The organism is Serratia sp. KG1D, assembly GCF_037150675.1.
Classification (GTDB): domain Bacteria; phylum Pseudomonadota; class Gammaproteobacteria; order Enterobacterales; family Enterobacteriaceae; genus Serratia; species Serratia nematodiphila.
The window spans coordinates 611,721-625,522 of the sequence record NZ_JBAGIH010000003.1; the positions used below are offsets into that span (position 1 = coordinate 611,721).

13 protein-coding genes are annotated in these 13,802 nt (G+C 56.9%); 12 read left to right on the forward strand and 1 reads right to left on the reverse strand.

Annotation, left to right across the window (positions count from 1 at the left end; genetic code table 11):
- Window positions 1-20: 20 nt before the first annotated feature.
- The gene (map, locus tag WFM45_RS17930) at window positions 21-815 is read right to left on the reverse strand and encodes a type I methionyl aminopeptidase (RefSeq protein WP_004931936.1); all 795 of its coding nucleotides are present in this window, start codon (window positions 813-815) and stop codon (window positions 21-23) included.
- A 345-nt stretch (window positions 816-1,160) separates the two neighbouring features.
- On the opposite strand from map, the gene rpsB reads away from it, so the two are divergent.
- The 12 genes from rpsB (at window position 1,161) to fabZ (ending at window position 13,800) form a co-directional block, all read left to right on the forward strand.
- Complete coding sequence (gene rpsB, locus WFM45_RS17935) at window positions 1,161-1,886, forward strand: 30S ribosomal protein S2 (protein WP_004931937.1); 726 nt, start codon at window positions 1,161-1,163, stop codon at window positions 1,884-1,886.
- A gap of 129 nt (window positions 1,887-2,015) precedes the next feature.
- Window positions 2,016-2,867, forward strand: coding sequence for a translation elongation factor Ts (gene tsf, locus WFM45_RS17940; RefSeq protein WP_033632247.1), 852 nt, complete (start codon window positions 2,016-2,018; stop codon window positions 2,865-2,867).
- Window positions 2,868-3,015: 148 nt separating this feature from the next.
- Window positions 3,016-3,741, forward strand: a complete 726-nt coding sequence (pyrH, locus tag WFM45_RS17945) for a UMP kinase (RefSeq protein ID WP_004931940.1) — start codon at window positions 3,016-3,018, stop codon at window positions 3,739-3,741.
- Window positions 3,742-3,859: 118 nt separating this feature from the next.
- The gene (gene frr, locus WFM45_RS17950; RefSeq protein ID WP_004931943.1) at window positions 3,860-4,417 is read left to right on the forward strand and encodes a ribosome recycling factor; all 558 of its coding nucleotides are present in this window, start codon (window positions 3,860-3,862) and stop codon (window positions 4,415-4,417) included.
- 157 nt (window positions 4,418-4,574) lie between these two features.
- On the forward strand, window positions 4,575-5,771 hold the full coding sequence (ispC, locus tag WFM45_RS17955) for a 1-deoxy-D-xylulose-5-phosphate reductoisomerase (RefSeq protein WP_082997401.1): 1,197 nt from the start codon (window positions 4,575-4,577) through the stop codon (window positions 5,769-5,771).
- Window positions 5,772-6,048: 277 nt separating this feature from the next.
- Window positions 6,049-6,807 carry a (2E,6E)-farnesyl-diphosphate-specific ditrans,polycis-undecaprenyl-diphosphate synthase gene (gene ispU, locus WFM45_RS17960; RefSeq protein WP_033632249.1) on the forward strand — a complete coding sequence of 253 codons (759 nt, stop codon included), beginning with the start codon at window positions 6,049-6,051 and terminating at the stop codon, window positions 6,805-6,807.
- A 9-nt stretch (window positions 6,808-6,816) separates the two neighbouring features.
- The gene (gene cdsA, locus WFM45_RS17965; RefSeq protein ID WP_004931949.1) at window positions 6,817-7,659 is read left to right on the forward strand and encodes a phosphatidate cytidylyltransferase; all 843 of its coding nucleotides are present in this window, start codon (window positions 6,817-6,819) and stop codon (window positions 7,657-7,659) included.
- A gap of 27 nt (window positions 7,660-7,686) precedes the next feature.
- Window positions 7,687-9,042 (forward strand): sigma E protease regulator RseP, encoded by a 1,356-nt coding sequence (rseP, locus tag WFM45_RS17970; RefSeq protein WP_004931952.1) that lies wholly within the window; start codon window positions 7,687-7,689, stop codon window positions 9,040-9,042.
- A gap of 35 nt (window positions 9,043-9,077) precedes the next feature.
- Window positions 9,078-11,504 carry an outer membrane protein assembly factor BamA gene (bamA, locus tag WFM45_RS17975; protein ID WP_004931955.1) on the forward strand — a complete coding sequence of 809 codons (2,427 nt, stop codon included), beginning with the start codon at window positions 9,078-9,080 and terminating at the stop codon, window positions 11,502-11,504.
- A 156-nt stretch (window positions 11,505-11,660) separates the two neighbouring features.
- On the forward strand, window positions 11,661-12,158 hold the full coding sequence (gene skp, locus WFM45_RS17980; protein ID WP_004931958.1) for a molecular chaperone Skp: 498 nt from the start codon (window positions 11,661-11,663) through the stop codon (window positions 12,156-12,158).
- Window positions 12,159-12,161: 3 nt separating this feature from the next.
- Entirely contained in the window at window positions 12,162-13,184 is a 1,023-nt protein-coding gene (lpxD, locus tag WFM45_RS17985) for a UDP-3-O-(3-hydroxymyristoyl)glucosamine N-acyltransferase (protein WP_004931959.1), read from the forward strand.
- A 160-nt stretch (window positions 13,185-13,344) separates the two neighbouring features.
- A complete protein-coding gene (fabZ, locus tag WFM45_RS17990; protein WP_004931962.1) occupies window positions 13,345-13,800 on the forward strand; it encodes a 3-hydroxyacyl-ACP dehydratase FabZ in 456 nt (151 codons plus the stop codon).
- Window positions 13,801-13,802 lie beyond the last annotated feature (2 nt).

Here is a 13,802-nt window from a genome sequence, read left to right on the forward strand (position 1 = left end):
CGCGGCGTGCGCCGCAGTGCTTACATCTCGTGCGTAATGATGTTGGGGATGGTGTCATCCTTGCGCAACGTCATTATCTCGCAGCCGTTATCAGTGACCACAATAGTATGCTCATACTGCGCCGACAAGCTGCGATCTTTGGTTTTTACCGTCCAGCCGTCTTTCATGGTGCGGATGCGGTAGTCGCCGGCGTTGACCATCGGTTCGATGGTGAACGCCATGCCCGCCTGCAGCACCACGCCGCCGTCGTCCGCGTCATAGTGCAGCACCTGCGGCTCTTCATGGAACACTTCGCCGATGCCGTGGCCGCAGTACTCGCGCACCACGGAGAATTTCTCGGCTTCGACGAATTGCTGGATGGCCTTGCCCAGGGTGCGCAGGCGGATGCCCGGCTTGACCATCTTCAGCGCCAGATACAGGCTTTCCTGAGTGACGCGGCACAGGCGCTCCCCCAGAATGGTCGGTTTGCCGACGATGAACATCTTCGAGGTGTCGCCGTGGAAACCGTCTTTAATCACGGTCACGTCGATGTTGACGATGTCGCCGTCTTTCAGCGTTTTGTCGTCGCTCGGGATGCCGTGGCACACCACTTCGTTCACCGAGATGCACACGGATTTCGGGAAGCCGTGGTAGCCGAGGCAGGCGGAGATGGCCTGCTGCTCGTTGGTGATGTACTCGTGACAGATACGGTCCAGTTCGCCGGTGGTCACGCCAGGTTTGACGTGCGGCTCGATGATCTCCAGCACTTCGGCGGCCAGGCGGCCGGCCACGCGCATTTTTTGGATGTCATCAGGTGTTTTAATTGAGATTGCCATGAAATTCGTCCGCAGGTGTCGTTATCGTCGACAATAAGAAGCAGTGACTTATGGTATCAGCCCGGCCGGGGGCTGCCAAATTTCATTTCCTGACGCCCGGCGAAACGCAACAAAAGTTGGTGTCGGCGGCGGGTTTATGGTATAAAGCGCGCCGGCGATCCGCGACTTGGTTCTTGTGGCCTGGCGGAAATCGGCCGAAAATACTTTAACTGCACTCATTTTGTGTAAATAACACACACGTATCGGCACATCCGCCGGGGTGCCCTGAGGTGACTTGTCGCCGCCAGGGTCGGCGTTATGGGATACGTGGAGGCATAACCCCAATTAATCTATAGAGGTTTAATCATGGCAACTGTTTCCATGCGCGACATGCTCAAGGCTGGTGTTCACTTTGGTCACCAGACCCGTTACTGGAACCCGAAAATGAAGCCTTTCATCTTCGGCGCTCGTAACAAGGTTCACATCATCAACCTGGAGCAGACCGTACCAATGTTCAACGCCGCTCTGGCTGAACTGACCAAGATCTCTTCCCGTAAAGGCAAGATCCTGTTCGTTGGTACCAAGCGCGCAGCAAGCGAAGCGGTAAAAGACGCTGCGAACAGCTGTGACCAGTTCTTCGTGAACCACCGCTGGTTGGGCGGTATGCTGACTAACTGGAAAACCGTTCGTCAGTCCATCAAGCGTTTGAAAGATCTGGAAATCCAGTCTCAAGACGGCACCCTGGACAAGCTGACCAAGAAAGAAGCGCTGATGCGCACTCGTGAACTGGCCAAGCTGGAAAACTCCCTGGGCGGTATCAAAGATATGGGCGGTCTGCCAGACGCACTGTTCGTTATCGATGCCGATCACGAGCACATCGCGATCAAAGAAGCCAACAACCTGGGTATCCCGGTATTCTCTATCGTTGATACCAACTCCAACCCAGACGGCGTTGACTTCATCATCCCTGGTAACGACGACGCAATCCGTGCAGTAAACCTGTACCTGACTGCTGTTGCTGCCGCTGTGCGTGAAGGTCGTTCTCAAGATCTGGCCGTTCAGGCGGAAGAAGGCTTCGTAGAAGCTGAATAATAAGGCAAGCTCGTCACTGAGCCCTTATTAACCAGGTATTGACATATGTTGGTTAGGGGGGCCTGTTAAGGCCCCCTTTGCTTATCTGAATGAGAACTGTCTCCACGCGAGATAACCGAGGAAAAAGAAATGGCTGATATTACCGCTGCCCTGGTAAAAGAACTGCGCGAGCGTACCGGCGCTGGCATGATGGATTGCAAGAAAGCGCTGGTTGAATCCAACGGCGACATCGAACTGGCAATCGAAAACATGCGTAAGTCCGGTGCGATCAAAGCCGCTAAAAAAGCAGGCAACGTGGCTGCTGACGGCGTGATCAAAACCAAGATCGAAGGCAACTACGGCATCATTCTGGAAGTTAACTGCCAGACTGACTTCGTAGCAAAAGACGCCGGTTTCCAGGCGTTCGCCGACAAAGTGCTGGATGCCGCTGTTGCTGGCAAAATCACTGACGTTGACGTGCTGAAAGCGCAGTTCGAAGAAGAGCGCGTAGCGCTGGTGGCAAAAATCGGCGAAAACATCAACATTCGTCGCGTTGCTTCCCTGGAAGGCGAAGTGCTGGGCAGCTACCTGCACGGCGCGCGTATCGGCGTTCTGGTTGCGGCTAAAGGCGCTGACGAAGAGCTGGTTAAGCAAATCGCAATGCACATTGCGGCGAGCAAGCCAGAGTTCGTGAAGCCAGAAGACGTGTCTGCTGAAGTGGTAGAAAAAGAGTACCAGGTTCAGCTGGACATCGCCATGCAGTCCGGCAAGCCGAAAGAAATCGCAGAGAAAATGGTTGAAGGCCGCATGAAGAAATTCACCGGCGAAGTTTCTCTGACCGGTCAGCCTTTCGTTATGGATCCGAGCAAATCCGTTGCTCAGGTGCTGAAAGAGCACAACGCTGACGTGACCAACTTCATTCGCTTCGAAGTGGGCGAAGGCATCGAGAAAGTCGAAACCGACTTCGCTGCTGAAGTTGCCGCGATGAGCAAACAGTCTTAATGACTGTCGATGGAACCGCCGTCTGGCGGTTCCATACTATCCAGCCAGAATTACACCGGTGGCAAGCCCTGCAGCGTGATACTCACCTCAGGCGCGTTTCATCGGCTGAAATCCCCAATACTAATACTGCTTCTTAGGACAGAACACCATGGCAACCAATGCAAAACCCGTATATCAGCGTATTCTGCTTAAACTGAGTGGCGAAGCCCTGCAAGGTGCAGAAGGTTTTGGTATCGACGCCAGCGTTTTGGATCGCATGGCTCAGGAAGTGAAAGAGCTGGTCGAACTGGGAATTCAGGTCGGTGTAGTTATTGGCGGCGGGAACCTGTTCCGCGGCGCGGGCCTGGCGCAAGCCGGCATGAACCGCGTAGTGGGCGACCACATGGGAATGCTGGCTACCGTGATGAACGGCCTGGCTATGCGTGATGCACTGCACCGTGCCTATGTGAACGCCCGCCTGATGTCGGCGATCCCGCTGAACGGCGTGTGTGACAATTACAGCTGGGCAGAGGCGATCAGCCTGCTGCGCAACAACCGCGTGGTGATCTTCTCCGCCGGTACCGGCAACCCGTTCTTCACCACCGATTCCGCCGCTTGCCTGCGCGGCATCGAGATCGAAGCGGACGTGGTGCTGAAAGCCACCAAAGTGGATGGCGTCTACTCCGCCGATCCGGTGAAAAACCCGGATGCGACGCTGTATGAACAATTAACCTATCAGGACGTGCTGGAGCGCGAGCTGAAAGTGATGGATCTGGCGGCGTTTACGCTGGCTCGCGATCACGGTCTGCCGATCCGCGTGTTCAACATGAACAAGCCTGGCGCGCTGCGCCGCGTGGTGATGGGTGAGAACGAAGGTACGCTGATCAGCAAATAAGGCTGTTCACACCCCTTTTCGGAGCGCGTGACGCCAGGCGCCGCGCGCTCTCCGAGTACGATTACGGGCTATACTTGAGTATCGCCTGCCAAGTAACCAGCTTCCAAGGGTTTGCAACGTGACTAATGAAATCAGAAAAGATGCTGATTCACGCATGGAAAAAAGCGTAGAAGCATTCAAAAACCAAATCAGCAAGATCCGCACCGGCCGCGCTTCGCCAAGCATTCTGGACGGCATCATGGTGGAATACTACGGTGCCGCTACGCCGCTGCGTCAACTGGCCAACGTGACCGTGGAAGACTCCCGCACGCTGAAAATCAACGTGTTCGACCGCAGCCTGAGCCAGGCCGTTGAGAAAGCGATCATGAGCTCCGATCTGGGCCTTAACCCGTCTTCCGCCGGTTCTGACATTCGCGTTCCGCTGCCTCCGCTGACCGAAGAACGCCGTAAGGATCTGATCAAGATCGTACGCGGCGAAGCCGAGCAGGGCCGCGTAGCGGTGCGTAACGTGCGTCGCGACGCCAACGACAAGGTCAAGGCGCTGCTGAAAGACAAAGAGATCAGCGAAGACGAAGAACGTCGTTCACAAGACGAGATTCAGAAAATGACCGACGCTTACATCAAGCTGGTCGACGCCGCGTTGGCGGAGAAAGAAAAAGAGCTGATGGATTTCTAATCAGCATCGCGCAGAAAAAAAGCGTCGCCTGGGCGGCGCTTTGTTTTTTGTGGCGCAGATCCCGTTTCATCGTACTGAAAGATCATGGACAAGCACTGTCCAAGGTTCCACACTGGAGCACCTCCGATCTCATCAGACAGTTATTCAGAGTGAACTCATGAAGCAACTGACCATTCTTGGCTCGACCGGCTCGGTAGGGACCAGCACCCTGGCCGTGGTCAGGGCGAATCCCGAGCGTTTTGCGATCAAAGCGCTGGTGGCCGGCCGCAACGTCGCGGTTATGGCGCAGCAATGCATCGAATTCCGGCCCGCCTTCGCCGCGATGGCGGATGAAAGCGCCGCCCGCGAGCTGCGCGCCATTCTGGCGGAAAACGGCGTCGCTACCGAGGTATTGGCCGGGGAGCAAGCGGCCTGCGAACTGGCGGCTTTGGACGACGTCGATCAAGTGACGGCGGCTATCGTTGGCGCTGCGGGGCTGTTGCCGACGCTGGCGGCGATCCGCGCAGGCAAGCAGGTGCTGCTGGCCAACAAAGAGTCGCTGGTCACCTGCGGCCGCCTGTTTATGGACGCGGTGCGGCAAAGCCAGGCGCAACTGCTGCCGCTCGACAGCGAGCACAACGCGATTTTTCAGAGTTTGCCTGAGAGTATTCAGCGCCAGTTGGGATACTCTTCACTGGACAGTCATGGTGTTTCGCGCATCGTACTTACCGGCTCCGGCGGCCCGTTCCGCACCACGCCGCTGGAACAGTTCGCCGCGATGACGCCGGATCAAGCCTGCGCCCACCCGAACTGGTCGATGGGGCGCAAGATCTCGGTGGATTCCGCCACCATGATGAACAAAGGTCTGGAATACATTGAGGCCCGCTGGCTGTTTAACGCCTCGGCCGAGCAAATGGAAGTGATCCTGCACCCGCAGTCGGTGATTCACTCGATGGTGCGCTATGCCGACGGCAGCGTGCTGGCGCAGCTGGGTACGCCGGATATGCGCACGCCGATCGCCCACGCGATGGCGTATCCGCAGCGCGTGAACTCCGGCGTGGAAGCGCTGGACTTCTGCCGCATCGGTTCGCTGACCTTCGCTGAACCGGAACGCGAGCGTTATCCTTGCCTGTATTTGGCGATCGAAGCGTTCGAGGCCGGCCAGGCGGCAACCACCGCGCTGAACGCGGCCAATGAAATCGCCGTGGCGGCATTTTTGCAGCAGCAGATTCGTTTCACCGACATTGCGGCGGTCAACCGCCAGGTGGTGGAGCGTCTCGCGCTGCAGGAACCGACCTGCATCGAAGCGGTCTTAGACATTGACCGCCAGGCGCGCGCCGCCGCCGAGGAACGCGTTCGCGCGTTGTGCGGCTGATCACGGCGATTATCCGATTTTGCTCGTAATTCGCGCGTGCCGCCGCGGGGCCGTTTGTTCATGCCCCGCTGAGGTGGTATAGTCTGCGCCACCTGTCAGCGGTTATACCGTTGAATTATGGCTCGATTGGCGCCTTGTGCGCCAATGGCGACCCGGCTGCGTCGGGTATCGCGAGGGCAGGCTGAAAGCCGTGTCGGGCACACGGCTTTTTTTGCGCGTAAGGGTCTGATGTTCCGGAAAGGCAGTTATATTTCTATTGAGGAAATAAGTACGAGTTATGTCGTCCGCAAACCAACAAGAGGCTAATCCATCTTCCCCGGGGCCGCGCCATGTCGCCATTATCATGGACGGTAACGGACGCTGGGCCAAACGTCAGGGCAAGTTACGTGTCTTCGGTCATAAAGCAGGGGTGAAATCGGTTCGCCGCGCGGTCAGTTTTGCCGCCAGCCACCATTTAGATGCACTCACGCTTTATGCCTTCAGCAGCGAAAACTGGAACCGTCCGGTGCAGGAAGTATCCGCCCTGATGGAGCTTTTTGTCCGCGCTTTGGATAGTGAAGTAAAAAGCCTGCATAAACATAACGTCAGGTTGCGGGTAATCGGCGATATCAGCCGGTTCAGCGCGCGTTTGCAGGAGCGGATCCGCCGCTCTGAAACACTGACGGAAAATAACGATGGCCTGACGCTCAATATCGCTGCCAACTACGGCGGCCGTTGGGATATCATTCAGGGAGTAAGGGAACTGGCCGAGCAGGTACGGGGCGGGGAGTTGCACCCGGATCAGATCAGCGAGGAATTATTGAGCGAACGGGTTTGCATGAGCGACCTGGCGCCGGTGGATCTGGTTATCCGCACCGGTGGCGAGCATCGCATCAGTAACTTCCTGCTGTGGCAAATCGCCTATGCTGAACTTTACTTTACTGATGTGCTCTGGCCTGATTTCGATGAACTTGTCTTTGAAGGTGCGCTGAATGCATTTGCACAACGTGAGCGCCGCTTCGGGGGAACAACACCTATCGGCGCCGATGCGTCCTAGGGAGAACTTTTGCTGAAGTATCGCCTCATAACTGCTCTGATTTTAATCCCGATCGTTATCGCGGCGCTGTTCCTGTTGCCGCCGCTGGCCTTTGCTCTGGTAACGCTCGTCGTGTGCATGTTAGCAGCCTGGGAGTGGGGCCAACTGGCCGGTTTTACCTCCCGTTCGCAGCGCATCTGGCTGGCGATACTGTGCGGTTTTCTGCTGGCGCTGATGATGCTCAGCGTTCCCGCCTACCATCAATCCGTGCCGCAGGTAAGCGGCTCGCTGTGGCTATCGCTGGCCTGGTGGCTGGCGGCGCTGCTGCTGGTGCTGTTTTACCCCGGCTCGGCCGCCATCTGGCGCAATTCGCGCCCGCTGCGCCTGCTGTTTGGCCTGCTGACCATCGTGCCGTTCTTCTGGGGCATGCTGGCGCTGCGCCAGTTCGGCTATGAGCAAAACCCGTTTACCGGCGCCTGGTGGCTGCTGTACGTGATGCTGCTGGTGTGGGGCGCGGATTCCGGTGCCTATATGTTCGGCAAGCTGTTCGGCAAGCATAAGCTGGCGCCGAAGGTCTCGCCGGGTAAAACCTGGGAAGGGTTGATCGGCGGGCTGCTGACATCGGCGGTCATTTCTTGGCTGTTCGGCCGCTACGCGCCGCTGAACGTGGTGCCGACCACGCTGTTGGCCTGTTCGGTGATCGCCGCGCTGGCTTCGGTGCTGGGCGATTTGACCGAAAGCATGTTCAAACGCGAAGCGGGCATCAAGGACAGCGGTCATTTGATTCCTGGCCACGGCGGCATACTGGATCGTATCGACAGCCTGACCGCGGCGGTGCCGGTGTTTGCCTGCCTGATGCTGTTGGTGTTTTAATCCGTCAATGACGGAAAGTGAGGGATGATGGTCAGCGTGCTTTGGAACCTGGTGGCGTTTCTGATTGCGCTCGGTATTTTGATTACCGTGCACGAGTTCGGACACTTTTGGGTTGCCCGTCGTTGCGGCGTGCGCGTTGAACGCTTCTCCATCGGCTTCGGCCGGGCGCTGTGGCGCCGCACCGATCGCCAGGGCACCGAGTACGTCATCGCTTTGATTCCGCTCGGTGGCTACGTGAAGATGCTGGACGAGCGCGTGGAGTCGGTGGCGCCGGAAATGCGCCATCAGGCCTTTAACAACAAAACCGTCTGGCAGCGCGCGGCCATCATCAGCGCCGGCCCCATCGCCAACTTCCTGTTTGCTATCCTTGCCTATTGGCTGGTGTTCATCATCGGCGTGCCGAGTTTCCGCCCGGTGATCGGCGAAATCGCGCCGCAATCCATCGCCGCCAAGGCCGAAATTTCGTCTGGCATGGAACTAAAGTCGGTTGACGGCATCGAAACGCCTGATTGGGAGTCAGTTCGTCTGGCGCTGGTGGCGAAGATTGGCGATGCGCAAACCGAAGTCGGCGTCGCGCCGTTCGGTTCTTCGCAGGTGGTGACCAAAACCCTGGATTTGCGCCAGTGGAACTTTGAACCGGACAAGCAGGATCCCGTTGTCGCGCTGGGCATTATGCCGCGCGGCCCGCAGATCGAATCCGTGTTGGCGGAAGTGCAGCCTAACTCGGCGGCGCAAAAGGCGGGTTTACAAGCGGGGGACAGGATCGTTAAAGTCGATGGTCAGCCGTTGGGTCGTTGGCAGACGCTGGTGAAGCGTATCCACGATGGCCCGGGGCAACCGCTGGCTTTGGAGATTGAAAGAAACGGCGCCCCCTTGTCTTTGACGCTGATACCGGATACAAAGCCGGTGGGAAAAGACAAATCGGTGGGGTTTGCAGGCATCATTCCAAAAGTGCTGCCGCTGCCGGACGAGTATAAAACGATTCGCCAGTATGGACCGTTCCCGGCGCTGTATCAGGCCGGCGACAAGACCTGGCAGCTGATGCGGCTGACGGTCAACATGCTGGGCAAATTAATAACCGGTGATGTAAAGCTGAACAACCTGAGTGGCCCGATCTCGATTGCACAGGGAGCTGGGGCGTCAGCCGGAGTCGGGTTCGTGTATTATCTGATGTTCCTGGCGTTGATTAGCGTCAACCTGGGTATCATCAACCTGTTCCCATTACCGGTGTTAGATGGTGGGCATCTCCTCTTCCTGGCGATAGAAAAGCTGAAGGGTGGGCCGGTTTCCGAGCGAGTACAGGACTACAGCTACCGCATAGGTTCGATCGTGCTGGTGTTGTTGATGGGTCTTGCACTTTTCAATGATTTTTCCCGCCTCTAGGGGCGGGGATAGGTTAGGAAGAACGCATAACAACGATGGCGATGAAAAAGTTGCTCATAGCGTCGCTGCTGTTTGGCAGCGCCACCGTATACGGTGCAGACGGGTTCGTAGTGAAAGACATTCATTTCGAAGGCCTGCAGCGAGTCGCCGTCGGTGCGGCGTTACTCAACATGCCGGTTCGCGTCGGCGATACCGTCACTGACGATGACATCAGTAATACCATCCGTGCCTTGTTTGCCACCGGCAACTTCGAGGACGTGCGCGTGCTGCGCGATGGTAATACCTTGATCGTTCAGGTGAAGGAACGTCCTACCATCGCCAGCATCACTTTCTCCGGCAACAAGTCGGTGAAGGATGACATGCTCAAGCAGAACCTGGAAGCCTCCGGCGTCCGGGTGGGCGAGGCGCTTGACCGCACCACGATCTCCAGCATTGAAAAAGGGCTGGAAGACTTCTACTACAGCGTCGGTAAATACAGCGCCTCGGTGAAAGCCGTAGTCACGCCGTTGCCGCGCAACCGTGTCGACCTGAAGCTGGTGTTCACGGAAGGGGTCTCCGCCAAGATTCAACAAATCAACATCGTCGGCAACCATGCCTTCACCAACGACGAACTGATCTCACGCTTCCAACTGCGTGACGAAGTGCCATGGTGGAACCTGGTCGGCGATCGCAAATACCAGAAGCAAAAACTGGCGGGCGATCTCGAAACCCTGCGCAGCTTCTATCTGGATCGCGGCTATGCTCGCTTCAACATCGATTCTACCCAGGTGAGCCTGACGCCGGATAAAAAAGGCATCTACATCACCATCAACATCACCGAAGGCGAGCAGTACAAGCTTTCCGATGTTGTCGTGAACGGCAATCTGGCCGGCCACTCGGCGGAAGTCGCTCAGATCACCAAAATCGAGCCAGGCGAGCTGTACAACGGCAGCAAGGTGACCAAAATGGAAGACAACATCAAAACGATGTTGGGCCGTTATGGTTACGCCTACCCGCGCGTTGGCACTCAGCCTGAGATCAACGACGCGGATAAAACCGTCAAACTGCACGTCAACGTTGACGCGGGCAACCGCTTCTACGTGCGTCGCATCAAGTTCGAAGGCAACGACACCAGCAAGGATTCCGTACTGCGTCGCGAAATGCGCCAGATGGAAGGCGCCTGGCTCGGCAACGAGCAGGTCGAGCAGGGCAAAGAGCGTCTGAACCGTCTGGGCTACTTCGAAACGGTTGACGTGGAAACCCAGCGCGTGCCGGGCACCGCCGATCAGGTCGATGTGACCTACAAGGTGAAAGAACGCAACACCGGTACCTTCAACTTCGGCGTCGGTTACGGCACCGAGAGCGGCGTCAGCTTCCAGGCGGGCGTGCAGCAGGATAACTGGTTGGGGACCGGGTACTCGGTCGGCATCAGCGGCACCAAGAACGACTATCAGACCTATACCGAACTGTCGGTCACCAACCCGTACTTCACCGTTGACGGTGTGAGCCTGGGCGGCCGCATCTTCTACAACGACTTTAAGGCGGATGACGCGGATCTGTCGGACTATACCAACAAGAGTTACGGTATCGACGGCACGCTGGGCTTCCCGATCAACGAAAACAACTCGTTGCGTACCGGCCTGGGCTACGTCCACAACGGCCTGTCGAACATGCAGCCGCAGATCGCCATGTGGCGTTACCTCGACTCGATGGGCGTGGATGCGAATAAAACCGACCGCGCCAGCTACTCGACCGACGACTTTACGCTGAACCTGGGCTGGACCTACAACAACCTGGACCGCGGCTACTTCCCGACCTCGGGTAACCGCACCACGTTGAACGGCAAGGTCACCATTCCGGGCTCGGACAACGAATACTACAAGGTGACGTTGGACAGCGTACAGTACGTGCCGATCAACGACGATCGCACCTGGGTGCTGTTGGGCCGTGGCCGTCTGGGGTACGCGGATGGGTTGGGCGGCAAGGAAATGCCGTTCTACGAGAACTTCTACGCCGGTGGTTCGAGCACCGTGCGCGGCTTCCAGTCCAACACCATTGGTCCGAAGGCGGTGTACTACAACTCCAACTCGTACCAGTGTCAGTTCAACGCCGGCAGCACGACCTCGCGTCAGAGCATCTGTAGCTCGGATGACGCGGTGGGCGGTAACGCCATGGCGGTCGCCAGCCTGGAGCTGATCACCCCGACGCCGTTCATCAGCGAGAAATACGCCAACTCGGTGCGGACCTCGCTGTTCATCGATGCCGGTACCGTGTGGGATACCAAGTGGAAGAATACCGACGAAACGCTGATGTACGGCGTGCCGGACTACAGCAAGGCCAGCAATATTCGTTCTTCCGCCGGTATCGCGCTGCAGTGGATGTCGCCATTGGGGCCATTGGTGTTCTCTTACGCCAACCCGATCAAGAAATACGAAGGCGACAAGTCCGAACAGTTCCAGTTTAACATCGGTAAGACCTGGTAACGGGTCTCGCCTCTGGGCATAACAGTTATTAAGAATCGCAATGGCCAGGCGCCCGCCGGCAGAGGGAGATGATTCTCATTGTTTGGTGGGACAAGTCTGGCAAATTGTGTACTTCAGTGTCATATGACACAAATGGGTGATGGTAAGGAGTTTATAGTGAAAAAGTGGTTGTGTGCCGCAGGCCTCGGTTTAGCAATGGCTGCTTCAGCTGGCGTTCAGGCAGCAGATAAGATCGCTGTCGTTAACGTCTCCAGCATTTTCCAACAGCTGCCGGCCCGCGAAGCGGTCGCTAAACAGCTGGAAAACGAGTTTAAAGGCCGTGCAAGCGAACTCCAGAACATGGAACGTAGCCTGCAGACCAAAATGCAACGTCTGCAGCGTGACGGCGCTACCATGAAAGCCAGCGACCGCAGCAAGTTGGAAAAAGACGTGATGGCGCAACGCGAGCAGTTCTCTCAGAAAGCCCAGGCTTTCGAGCAGGACAACCGCCGTCGCCAGATGGAAGAACGTAACAAGATCCTGAGCCGCATTCAGGACGCGGTGAAATCTGTCGCCAGCAAAGGCGGTTATGACGTGGTGATCGACGCCAACGCCGTTGCCTATGCAGACTCTTCCAAAGATATCACTGCTGACGTGCTGAAACAGGTTAAATAACACATGCTTTCAATTCGACTGGCTGATTTAGCGCAGCAGTTGGATGCACAATTGCACGGTGATGGCGATCTCGTCATCACCGGCATTGCTTCTATGCATTCGGCACAGCCTGGCCAAATCACGTTTTTGTCAAACAGCCGCTATCAAGAGCAGCTGTCTTCCTGCCAGGCAAGCGCCGTGGTGCTTACCGAAGCGGATTTACCACACTGCCGTGCTGCGGCGCTGGTGGTTAAAAACCCTTATCTGACCTACGCGCGCATGGCGCAACTGATGGACACTACGCCGGCACCGGCGCAGGATATCGCGCCAAGCGCGGTGATCTCGCCTGAAGCGCAGCTGGGGCAGAACGTCGCCATTGGGGCGAACGCGGTGATTGAGTCGGGTGCGGTGCTTGGCGATAACGTGGTTATCGGCCCGGGTTGCTTCATCGGCAAACACGCACGCATCGGCGCGGGAACGCGTCTGTGGGCGAATGTCACAATTTATCATGCGGTTGAAATCGGCCAGCGCTGCCTGATCCAGTCCGGCACCGTGATCGGCGCGGACGGTTTCGGCTATGCGAACGAGCGCGGCGAATGGATCAAAATCCCTCAGTTGGGCACGGTGATTATCGGCGATCGCGTCGAAATCGGCGCTTGCACCACTATTGACCGCGGCGCTTTGGATAACACCCAAATCGGGAATGGTGTTATCATCGACAACCAATGTCAGATTGCACATAACGTCGTGATTGGCGACAATACCGCCGTCGCCGGCGGTGTGATCATGGCTGGCAGCCTGAAAATCGGCCGCTACTGCCAGATCGGCGGTGCCAGCGTGATCAACGGTCACATGGAGATTGCCGACAAGGTTGTTGTTACCGGAATGGGAATGGTTATGCGACCAATCACCGAACCTGGGGTATACTCTTCGGGCATTCCGTTGCAGCCTAACAAGGTTTGGCGTAAAACCGCTGCGTTGGTGATGAATATCGATGAGATCAGCAAGCGCTTGAAAGCTGTCGAACGTAAAGTCGGAAAAGACTAATCATTGCCGCCCGCCCTGGCGGGTACAAAACGAAACGCGTTGGTCGTGAGACCAAAAGCGCAAAGAGATGTTAATTTGCGGCCTGCATGATGATCTCCTTTTGGGGTCAACGCAGGCCGTGTTGTTGATGCCATCAGTTTTTAGAGACAGGAAGAGTATTTTGACTACTGACACTCATACTCTGGATATTGCAGAAATTTTGGATCTGCTTCCTCACCGTTACCCGTTCTTGCTGGTCGACCGCGTCCTCGAGTTTGAAGAGCACAAATATCTGCGTGCGGTGAAGAACGTATCGGTGAATGAACCGTTTTTCCAGGGCCATTTCCCTGGCAAACCGATTTTCCCAGGCGTATTGATCCTGGAAGCCATGGCGCAGGCCACCGGTATCCTGGCGTTTAAAAGCGTCGGCAAACTGGAGCCGGGCGAGCTGTATTACTTCGCCGGTATCGACGAAGCACGTTTCAAGCGCCCTGTGGTGCCAGGCGATCAGATGGTCATGGAAGTCACCTTCGAGAAAACTCGCCGCGGTCTGACTCGCTTCAAAGGCGTGGCGACCGTTGACGGTAAAATTGTCTGCGAAGCAACCATGATGTGTGCCCGCAGCCGGGAGGCTTAATC

Excerpts from the sequence above, each read along its gene's own strand:
- map (WP_004931936.1), bottom strand. The coding sequence starts at position 815 with ATGGCAATCTCAATTAAAACACCTGATGACATCCAAAAAATGCGCGTG.
- rpsB (WP_004931937.1), top strand. The coding sequence starts at position 1,161 with ATGGCAACTGTTTCCATGCGCGACATGCTCAAGGCTGGTGTTCACTTT.
- tsf (WP_033632247.1), top strand. The coding sequence starts at position 2,016 with ATGGCTGATATTACCGCTGCCCTGGTAAAAGAACTGCGCGAGCGTACC.
- pyrH (WP_004931940.1), top strand. The coding sequence starts at position 3,016 with ATGGCAACCAATGCAAAACCCGTATATCAGCGTATTCTGCTTAAACTG.
- ispC (WP_082997401.1), top strand. The coding sequence starts at position 4,575 with ATGAAGCAACTGACCATTCTTGGCTCGACCGGCTCGGTAGGGACCAGC.
- ispU (WP_033632249.1), top strand. The coding sequence starts at position 6,049 with ATGTCGTCCGCAAACCAACAAGAGGCTAATCCATCTTCCCCGGGGCCG.
- rseP (WP_004931952.1), top strand. The coding sequence starts at position 7,687 with ATGGTCAGCGTGCTTTGGAACCTGGTGGCGTTTCTGATTGCGCTCGGT.
- bamA (WP_004931955.1), top strand. The coding sequence starts at position 9,078 with ATGGCGATGAAAAAGTTGCTCATAGCGTCGCTGCTGTTTGGCAGCGCC.
- lpxD (WP_004931959.1), top strand. The coding sequence starts at position 12,162 with ATGCTTTCAATTCGACTGGCTGATTTAGCGCAGCAGTTGGATGCACAA.